The organism is Micrococcus sp. LASM2_SD2 (assembly GCF_057364565.1).
Genome location: NZ_JBNFOB010000416.1, coordinates 1 through 972, shown reverse-complemented (window position 1 = coordinate 972; position 972 = coordinate 1). Strand labels below are relative to the sequence as shown.

The window sequence follows — 972 nt, the reverse complement described above, 5'->3', positions numbered from 1 at the left end:
CTCGCCGCGCGGCCGGGCGGATCGACCCCGCCGAGGACGCCGTCCCGACCGGCGGTGACCGCGCCGCCGCGCACGAGGACGACTCGTGACCGGCCACGCACAGGGCTCGCCGGTGTCCTCCCGTCCGCCGCACGCGCTGGAGGATCTGGAGGACACCCAGCTGGAGCGCTTCGCCCGGCAGCTGACCCTGGACGGCTTCGGCCCTGAGGCCCAGCTGGCTCTGCTGCGTTCCCGGGTGCTCGTGGTCGGTGCCGGCGGGCTCGGCTCGCCCGTGCTGGCCTATCTCGCCGCCGCCGGGGTGGGGGAGATCCACGTGGTGGACGCTGACACCGTGGATCGCTCCAACCTGCACCGCCAGGTCATCCACGGCGAGTCCACCCTGGGCGAGGCCAAGACCTCCTCGGCAGCGGCCCGCATGCGGGACCTGCACCCGCAGTGCCGGGTGGTGGAGCACCCGGTGCGGCTCACCGCGGCCAACGCCCTGGAGCTGATCTCCGGCATGGACCTGGTGGTGGACGGCGCGGACACCTACGCCACCCGCTACCTGGTGGCCGACGCCTGCGAGATCGCCGGCGTGCCCGTGGTGTGGGGAGCGATCCTGCGCTTCGCCGGGCAGCTGTCCTTCTTCGCCCCCGGCCACACGCGCTACCGGGACGTCTTCCCGGAGGAGCCCGAGCCGGGCGAGGTGCCCACCTGCGCCGCCGCCGGCGTGATCGGCGTGCTCCCGGGCATCGTCGGCTCCCTCATGGCGGCCGAGGCGATCAAGCACCTGTCCGGCGTGGGGGAGACGCTCACAGACCGGCTGCTCACCGTGGACGCCCTCACTCTGCGCTTCACCACCCTGGCCCTCGCCCCGGATCCGCGCGCACACCCGTGACGGACCTGAGCGAGCACGAGGCGCGCCGCGCACCCGGGTGCGCGGCCGCCGTCTCGGATCAGGGGGCCGCAGGACGGCGAGGCGCCCGGGCCGAG

At 75.0% G+C, this 972-nt stretch carries 1 protein-coding gene; it reads left to right on the top strand.

The genetic code is table 11. From position 1 onward, the window contains the following. Positions 1-85: 85 nt before the first annotated feature. The gene (locus AC2W7A_RS12835) at positions 86-877 is read left to right on the top strand and encodes a HesA/MoeB/ThiF family protein (protein WP_485991667.1); all 792 of its coding nucleotides are present in this window, start codon (positions 86-88) and stop codon (positions 875-877) included. The last annotated feature ends 95 nt before the right edge of the window (positions 878-972 follow it).